Annotated in this window: 8 protein-coding genes and 1 tRNA gene; 4 read left to right on the top strand and 5 right to left on the bottom strand. The window is 46.3% G+C overall.

What is annotated here, in order from left to right:
* Window positions 1–105: 105 nt before the first annotated feature.
* Window positions 106–552: a hypothetical protein gene (locus tag CSR02_RS04900; protein WP_099540780.1), complete on the top strand. Its 447-nt coding sequence runs from the start codon at window positions 106–108 to the stop codon at window positions 550–552.
* Between the two features lie 62 nt (window positions 553–614).
* On the opposite strand, the gene CSR02_RS04895 is transcribed toward CSR02_RS04900, so the two are convergent.
* Window positions 615–1,820: a site-specific DNA-methyltransferase gene (locus CSR02_RS04895; protein WP_099540779.1), complete on the bottom strand. Its 1,206-nt coding sequence runs from the start codon at window positions 1,818–1,820 to the stop codon at window positions 615–617.
* Between the two features lie 71 nt (window positions 1,821–1,891).
* On the opposite strand from CSR02_RS04895, the gene CSR02_RS04890 reads away from it, so the two are divergent.
* Window positions 1,892–2,833: a DNA-methyltransferase gene (locus tag CSR02_RS04890; protein WP_199798895.1), complete on the top strand. Its 942-nt coding sequence runs from the start codon at window positions 1,892–1,894 to the stop codon at window positions 2,831–2,833.
* 63 nt (window positions 2,834–2,896) lie between these two features.
* On the opposite strand, the gene cas6f is transcribed toward CSR02_RS04890, so the two are convergent.
* From cas6f to csy1, 4 genes are read right to left on the bottom strand one after another with little or no spacing between them, the layout of a single operon-like run.
* Entirely contained in the window at window positions 2,897–3,466 is a 570-nt protein-coding gene (gene cas6f, locus CSR02_RS04885; protein WP_167384096.1) for a type I-F CRISPR-associated endoribonuclease Cas6/Csy4, read from the bottom strand.
* Window positions 3,467–3,468: 2 nt separating this feature from the next.
* Entirely contained in the window at window positions 3,469–4,527 is a 1,059-nt protein-coding gene (gene csy3 / locus CSR02_RS04880) for a type I-F CRISPR-associated protein Csy3 (protein WP_099540777.1), read from the bottom strand.
* Window positions 4,528–4,547: 20 nt separating this feature from the next.
* Complete coding sequence (gene csy2 / locus CSR02_RS04875) at window positions 4,548–5,543, bottom strand: type I-F CRISPR-associated protein Csy2 (protein ID WP_099540776.1); 996 nt, start codon at window positions 5,541–5,543, stop codon at window positions 4,548–4,550.
* Entirely contained in the window at window positions 5,540–6,811 is a 1,272-nt protein-coding gene (gene csy1, locus CSR02_RS04870) for a type I-F CRISPR-associated protein Csy1 (protein WP_099540775.1), read from the bottom strand. The genes csy2 and csy1 overlap by 4 nt, the downstream gene beginning before the upstream one ends.
* Before the next feature lie 405 nt (window positions 6,812–7,216).
* Between csy1 and CSR02_RS16275 the strand changes: the two genes are divergently transcribed.
* Together CSR02_RS16275 and CSR02_RS04860 are read left to right on the top strand one after the other, a co-directional pair.
* On the top strand, window positions 7,217–7,717 hold the full coding sequence (locus tag CSR02_RS16275; protein ID WP_143225543.1) for a hypothetical protein: 501 nt from the start codon (window positions 7,217–7,219) through the stop codon (window positions 7,715–7,717).
* A gap of 63 nt (window positions 7,718–7,780) precedes the next feature.
* Window positions 7,781–7,851 (top strand) — tRNA-Gly (locus tag CSR02_RS04860).

Genomic DNA, 7,851 nt, shown 5'->3' with positions numbered 1-7,851 from the left:
GGCCCGTTGAAGCAGGAAGCATCAGGAGGGCAGCTTAATGCACGCCTACACTGGAACCATCGGCCTTCAGGCCGATGAGCAGGTCAGCTCCGCGTTGGGCAAAGCATGGTCATCACACGCAATGATTTGCTGAGAAACCTTCCTGAATATCTGGCAATTGGAGGCTCTATAATGATTTCTGATCTAGGCAATCTTGAGCGGATGCCTAGAAATCTAAAAGTCGGGAAGGATGTTTCCATCGCACAGTGCGATAAATTGAAGGAAGTGGGAATGCACCTCGACATTCCAGGGAACCTCAGCATCAGTCGCTGTGCTGAACTTGAAGAACTGAATATCGAGATCAATGTTGGGGAGAGCCTAAGACTGTTCGAGATGCCCTCCATGAAGGAAGTCGCCCCCAAAAGCCGCATCCATGGTGATATTATTATCGGAGACTGTCCCCATTTGGCCGCAGTTGATCCCATTTTTTATGCCACTGAAATCTTGGGTGTCATCAAAGTTGACGGTGAGAAGGTATGGCCAGCTCCTGAGCCAGAAAATCCAGCCCCTTAAAGCGAAATCCCGCCGATAAGGCGGGATTTCTGCTTGGGGGTGGAAGAGGCATAACAGTGAACTTAAGGTAGCATTGCTTCAAGAAGCGATGAATTCTCACGTCTTTCTGGAAACTTATGTCTTGCCCCAGCAAGATAGGACAATGAGCTATCAAGACAAATCCAGTCACGGCTCAGCGTTTCGCACGCGCGCGCTGTGGTTAGAGAACCTGCCATCGGATCGACAACAAGATCACCCGGATCCGTAGCCAGTTTAATGCAATGCTGGGCAAGTGCCTCTGGCATGATAGCTGGGTGCTGAGGTAATCCCTCCTTTTTTAAAGCCTCACGGTAGTATTTAGGGCCAGCACTGCCTCCAGCCGAGAACAGCACAGGTGCAATGGAACCTCCATTATCCCCGCTGAATCCGGTACTAGACATTCTGTGGCCTCCGGGCCTGACACCCCCCATATGGTAGGTTTCTGACGGGGGTTTCTTGTATTTCTGAAGCACATTCCGGTTATTGGCTTTTGCATAGGGATTTTCTGAAATCCACAATACAGGCTCTACTGATGGCTTAAGCCGGATGCGCTGTTGAGCAACCCAGCGGAATGGCGAGGCAAGACGTGATGTGTTGTGCCAATAGAGTGTATCTAAAACGCGGAACCGAGTTTCTGTAACTAAGCGCATGCGCAGTTTTGTCAGATGCTCTTGTTTAATTGGAAGGCCAGGAACATAGGTTTCTGCCACATTAAGCATCATTGACCCCGTATCCCGCATTTTGGGGGCAAAGCCAGAGATCATATCCATCATGAAAGAAACCCAGCTTTCCTCGTCTAGATCCCCATTGGCGTATTGTTTCAAGGCGCCGGGATATGGAGGGCTAGTGAAAAGAAGATCAATCGCATTGTCCTCGAAATGGCCTACAGCAGTTTCCAGCTTTGTCCAAAGGGCCTGCCCATGTGGAGTTTCGAATACGGTAACCACAAGACCTTCGGATGCGTTATGAAGCTTATCATGCCCGAGATCTGTTAAACTCCAGACACCACGCTCAGGTGATGCAATGAGCCCCTTCCGCGTGGCAGTTTGTCGTGTCCAGCGAACATCTCTCTCAAAGGCGTTATGCGTCTGGCCATTTCGATCCGCTTTAGTCTGGCGTTTACGCTGTTCATGCGTCAGACCAAGCTCATCAGCTACAGCCTCATAAATTTTTTTGGGAGTAGAAGCACCGCCATCTTTTGATAGGGCAGAAATGAGAGGAAGCAGAATTTGCTTTCTTGAAATTCTCATAAATTAAACCATGACATATTAAAGGGCTTTCCAGCATTGTATCTTGTCCAGATCTCACTGAAAAGGCTATTATGTCTTTAGAATTTAGAATGGCCTTAGGGCTTAAAAATAGCCTTGAAGAAAATCAATCAATGTTGGGAAGCATGACAAGTAGCTTTGACTTTTCAGATCTGCTCAAAGATTCAAAATCATTAAAGAAAGTCTCATTCGCCACTGATCTTGGCATTCTGTTTGCTGACGACTGTCTCAGCGCCATAACTTTAATTAAAGACAATACAATCGATACTGTGTTTGCGGATCCTCCGTTCAATTTAAATAAGGTCTATGGTAGCCGATCCAACGACAATCTTTCGGAAGAAGATTATCTTTTATGGTGCCAGAAATGGATTGACGAGTGCATTCGTGTTCTCAAACCAGGCGGATCTCTGTTCATCTATAATATTCCAAAATGGAATATTATGCTGGGGTCTTACCTGCACTCTCAAAACATGACGTTTCGGCATTGGATCGCTATTGGTATGGGCAATTCCCTACCCATAGTAGGCAAGCTTTATCCTGCTCACTATGGACTGCTTTACTACACGAAAGGAAAGCCTAAAACTTTCCGCAAAATACGCACGCCAATTGAGACCTGCCGGCACTGCCATGGTGAAATCAAAGACTATGGCGGGCATCGAAAGTCAATGAATCCCAATGGCGTAAGCCTTAAAGACATATGGATGGACATCAATCCTGTCAGGCATTGGAAATTCAAATCCAAGGAACGACGAGCGAACTCTCTCTCAACTAAAATCCTTGATCGTGTGATAGAGATGTCCACCATCCCAGGTGATATTGTTCTAGATCCATTCGGAGGGTCTGGGACAACTTTTGCGGTATGTGAGAAAAAGGATAGGCGTTGGATTGGATGCGAGATCGATTTCGGTGATGTCATAGCTGAGCGATTAAGCAATCACTCAATCCAACATCATCATAATGATGACTTCGTTGAAGAAAAGGGGAAGTCCTGTTAAGACTTCCCCGCAAGTATCTGGTAATTAAAGTTTTTTCTAAGCTACTTCTTCAGCAGTAAGAGATTAGAATAATGGTACCGTGGCCACTGGGCTGAGCCCATATGAACCGAAATCTCCATCAGCGTGCCTGTCCAGAGGCATTGTATGCTTTACAAAAACGCGAATAGATTTTTGACCTGTGCTTGTGCTGTCGATTAGGAAATATGGAAGGCGTAAAATCTGTTTCTTGCTGTCTGGATAGATTTTCAACGCCTCCTCCTCACTTACATTCAGGTTCCTCATAATCCGCCTACGAACACGTGCTGGATTACTCTTGCTTTGCACTCGCCTTACGTTCTGGAAACGGTGTTCTGCAGGTGTTGGCTGAAATTCCGATATCTCAAGATAATCATCTAAATGAGACATCCCTTTGCACTTAGACAATCGTTCCAGATCTGAGGCCTTACCGTGGAGCCTAATGTGACCACCGATGTCATTTTCAGTATGCAGAGGGAAACTCACACCGATACGCAATCCTGATATAGACACAAGAGCCTTGTGTAGGCCTTCCATGGCTTTCCCGGTCAATAATGGGTTTCCCATCTCTGACTGGGCCTGCTCAAGAACGATGATATCCTGATATGCCTCCATCATCTTCATGCCCCCCGACTGAACACGCCACCTCGGATTAGAACCGCCATGACGAAATGCTGATTGCCCTCGGAGGGGCGTTTCCCGTCTAATACCCATTCATCCAGCAGAGTGAAAAAATCCTCCTTACTGCTGAGATCTCTGTGAGCCAGGCCTTCTGACGTTACTGCCCCGAATGGATCTGCAGGAATAGGATAGGCTTTAGTTGAACTGGGGTACCACGTATCCACAGTGCGAAGAGCATTTCCCACCTTCTGGGAATGAAAAGCGACCGTATTTATACCTTTAAGGTCGATGTTATAAAGCACCTTCCCTTTCCGAAACGTCTCTGACTGCTTCCGAAGAATGAGCTCCTGAGAAGGGAATACCTCCTGCCCGTCTCCGATCCGAACGAATGCGTTCACATCGATCACCACGCCAAATGGCGAAGTAAGCCCTTCAATAAATACCTCCGCCAGGGATCTAACTTTGTGACACTCATGATTGAAGAACTTCAACGAGTAATCCAAAGCGTTAAATCGCCACGTATCGGTCTTCCCGACTGCATTTGTCCTTCTCGTAACCACCACCTCGATATCAGAGGCTCCTATGCGATTTCGCCAAAGAAAACGGCCGTTGGCGATATTCTCAGCATATCTGAGGGCAAGAACCGAAAGCGTGTGCTGGGCCTGATACTCTTCCACAATGCGTGATAACCCAGCTTTATAGATCCCGTCATTGCACGATGATGTCTGACCTAAGCCAGGAAGAATTCTGACGCTAAATGAGACGAGAAGCGTGTCCTTTCCACGTGGCAGACTGGCTGAGTCAACCGTCTGAAGATTGGCGGCTTCCACATTTAACCGTGACCGGGCAGTTACTCTGTTGGATACAGTGCCTCTTACCGATTTCTCCACAACGGGAATAGGAGTGAAGCCGTCCGCAGACTGGCCTTCTTGCGAAATGGAAGATTTGAAATTCCATGTGCCGGCCTGAAAAATAGCATCTGAGACATTGATCTTTCTTTCGCAGGAAAGAAGCGATGGAGCCACCGCCTTATCCTTATTTGCTGCTTTAGCTACCATTAGCCTATCCCCCTAACCTATCAGTCGTCTTCATGAATACGATTTGCCGAGTAACTGTTAAGACAGCGGTAAATCCCGCTTTGTCCTCGATCGGCATGCCAAATGAGATCTACTGGAGAAGAAATACGATGGGGTGAGACCCACTCTCCAACGGAATAGATGCTCTCAACAAAATGGTGCGGGACTGAATTATCCCGGCTTTCAGGAATATCGCCAGGCCCCGATAGATCACTGATTCCGACATATCCCACGGGCATTGGAACAAGCCATCCATCTGAAATTGGGCTTGTACGCTCCCATTCCCCTGCATGTTGATTGTATGACCACTCATGGCGGCAGAACGACACAAGGGCGTCCATCAGGTTGGCTTCAACCATTGAGGTGCTACGCAAATGCCTAAGACGCTCAATCAGCGCGTCATGTCTGCCGACCAGAGAAAACCCGGGCAGAAGAGAGAAACGTGTCTCCATAAACTCGGATTCAATGTTCGGTGTATTGCCTAGGAGCCAGGGTTCTCTCTGAACTGGTGATATTGATGGATCCTGATCCAATGTCCCGCTGGCCGCGCGGAGGGTCATCAATGTGTGAAGGATTATAGAAAGGTCACTCTTCACAGTTGATGCTGGAGCAAGTGACCATCTGGGGCAATTAACAGAAAAAACAAAGCTGACATTGAGGTTAATGCGACCTTCCTCAATGATGGGTGCCACTTGTCCTCTAGAATTCAGGGGATTACGGGTCTGAGAAAAGGTATTGACCATACCAACACCGCTTCCGCCCCAAAACCTCGCCGCGTGCAATCTGGAGGCATGGCATACCACACCGACACCATGGAACGTGACATCAGACAGGCCTGCAGAAGAGACCTTGCGCTGAAGTGCCCACATCATACCAAGGAAATTGGTTATTGAAGGGAAGCCATAGGTAATGGGGCTGGAAATGGCATTTGCGCCAGTGACAGTAACACGAGGGATAACCAAAAAGTGTGAAAATGAAACATTGTCTGGGCATGTCATAGCGCAGATACCCCTGTCGATGAGAGGAGGAGACAGCGCCTGGCCAGCTTCTCAAAATGATCCTGATCAGACTTGCCTACGTTGCTTGCTCCATGGCCAACAACGTATTGAACGACGTGCTCTGACAGCCTCTTAGCTATAAATTCTACAACCTGAAGCCATTCTTTTGTGGAGGATATTTTTGCATCTCTCGGAGGGTCGAACCATAACTTCTCACATTCATGCATTTGAATGGAGTGATCTTTTCTCGTGGTCCATCCTTCGGGATGGGTGGAACGGATTTCGGCTGAGAATTGAATAAAACCAGCTATCAAACTGTGTTCGATACGCTCTTTCCTGCGGCGATCAAACATGGTGAATGGAGGTGCTTTTTTTAGCAAGTCCGCCAATTTGCTGAGTTTCCGGTCATATCGTGAAATAAACGCGGTCACCCCGCTTTCGCTCTTCATCAGAGAGAAGATCTTTTTTGTAGAAGACCATTTTGGCGGTAATGAAGGTAGAAGAAAATTCTCTCCGAAGCGCTTGGCATTCAGATACGAAATGTTATGGGGCTTCGTTCCTCCAATCTGTCGGAGAGCCAGCCCAGGGAACATGATAAATGATGTGTCGCAAGGCTCTTTGTCCCGCCTCGCTGACCGAGCCTGACCGTTCTCTTTGCAGTTGGCATTTTTGATTTGGGTATGGAGATAGTGCAGCAAAGTGGATGGGAAAACAGGCTGGAGGACAACATAGTCTTGATCTGAACAGGCATCATTACCGTTCATCCAAAATATCTGCTTATCGAATGGTGACGGAGGTCGATCATCAATGGATGATAACCGGCCCATTACAAGGTCCACATCTTGAACATACAGACCCAGAACATAGTAAATATCCTCATCGCCTTCAGAAATAAGGTCGGCAAGGAGTTTCCCGTCAATTTCCAGGCTTAAGAACGCTGCAACATCCTGATTAACGGCCCCAGCAGCGACATCAATCGTGACATCTTTTGATTTTAATATTTCAGATGTCCCTACAAAACCATGATGTATGGCAGTTTTGCGATCTAGACGAATATTCCGCGACCTTGACGATGGGTGAATGCATTTAGAGATATGTGTGGCGGGGAAAACGTGTCTGGCGCGAAAAGAAAGGTCATAAATATACTCTGCTATCTGCTCATGTGACGGCAAATCAGATTCATTAATAACCTTCTTTTTCCTCAGCCTATAAGCCACAAAATCTTTCAATAAGCCATTAAAGGCCTCAATTTTGTCAGATGCAGTCATATACAATCAACCTGAGTTCCAATTGGTCTTGTTTATTTCACATACTTTATGGCTCAACAAGACCTATAAAGACTTATCAGGTTGTATAAGGCCCAGACTGGAACGAATAAGCCTTAGATAATAGAACATGCCATAACAAATTGGCTTATAATCCTTAGCCATCTAGGCGGGAAAGCCCATATAAAGTTGATAGGGAACTACCTAATTCCTTTAATTCGCTTTGAAGGACAGCACTCTAATCTGGAGTAAAATGCTTATCGGCCGGGAAAGAAGTATTCTGGCTCATGTGGAACCTTCAGTCGAAACAAATGGATGCCACATTCCACTAATGCCATACCAGGCTATATACAAGACAAAAGAAGCCGACTATAACGAGATTGTTCTTGTTTTGTTTGTCCGGTGTTCATGATGACTTTAACAACCTGTAGCGCGATCACATTATGTGAGGATGAAATTGATCTTGTTAGCAAGAAGCTAAATCCATTGGCACTTCCGTTGGATTTGTTGAAACCGGATGACAATTTCCCTTCATTTCACTGCGGTTTAAACGAAATTATTCCACGGAACGAAAGTAAGGGATCAGCTAATTATATTAGGAGTGTCTTGCGCTCTTTTGCGCATCACGCAGTTACAGGTGTTAGGCCTGTTGTTGTCGTTTGTTCATATCCTTTCTCGATATCTGAGCATCGTGACATTTTAATAGAAGCAAAATTCAATCCAGGAAGAATGATCATTGTCAGAGCAGAGAATGATCAGGCCGCAATCGACATCGCAAAAAAGATCACTTTGAACGAGAAAGTCACTTTCATTCTGTGTGCATTGAAAGACAAACCTAATGAAGGTACGCTCAATGAATTGGCTAATTTGGCCTTAAAACAAGTTAAAAAGATATTTCTGGCACGTTAAGATCAAATCGCTTAAAAGCGTGTTGACAGATTCTTAAATCAAAGTGATAAATTTAGTCATAGCGCGGGCATAGCATAGTGGTAATGCAGTAGCCTTCCAAGCTACTGAGGAGGGTTCGATTCCCTCTGTCCGCT

The sequence above is a fragment of the Acetobacter pomorum genome (assembly GCF_002738225.1).
Lineage (GTDB): Bacteria > Pseudomonadota > Alphaproteobacteria > Acetobacterales > Acetobacteraceae > Acetobacter > Acetobacter pomorum.
Note: the sequence above shows the minus strand (reverse complement) of the source record. Positions and strands in the feature narration are given on the sequence as shown.

Coding starts and splice junctions, on each gene's coding strand:
- CSR02_RS04900 (WP_099540780.1), top strand. CDS start 106: ATGGTCATCACACGCAATGATTTGCTGAGAAACCTTCCTGAATATCTG.
- CSR02_RS04895 (WP_099540779.1), bottom strand. CDS start 1,820: ATGAGAATTTCAAGAAAGCAAATTCTGCTTCCTCTCATTTCTGCCCTA.
- CSR02_RS04890 (WP_199798895.1), top strand. CDS start 1,892: ATGTCTTTAGAATTTAGAATGGCCTTAGGGCTTAAAAATAGCCTTGAA.
- cas6f (WP_167384096.1), bottom strand. CDS start 3,466: ATGATGGAGGCATATCAGGATATCATCGTTCTTGAGCAGGCCCAGTCA.
- csy3 (WP_099540777.1), bottom strand. CDS start 4,527: ATGGTAGCTAAAGCAGCAAATAAGGATAAGGCGGTGGCTCCATCGCTT.
- csy2 (WP_099540776.1), bottom strand. CDS start 5,543: ATGACATGCCCAGACAATGTTTCATTTTCACACTTTTTGGTTATCCCT.
- csy1 (WP_099540775.1), bottom strand. CDS start 6,811: ATGACTGCATCTGACAAAATTGAGGCCTTTAATGGCTTATTGAAAGAT.
- CSR02_RS16275 (WP_143225543.1), top strand. CDS start 7,217: ATGATGACTTTAACAACCTGTAGCGCGATCACATTATGTGAGGATGAA.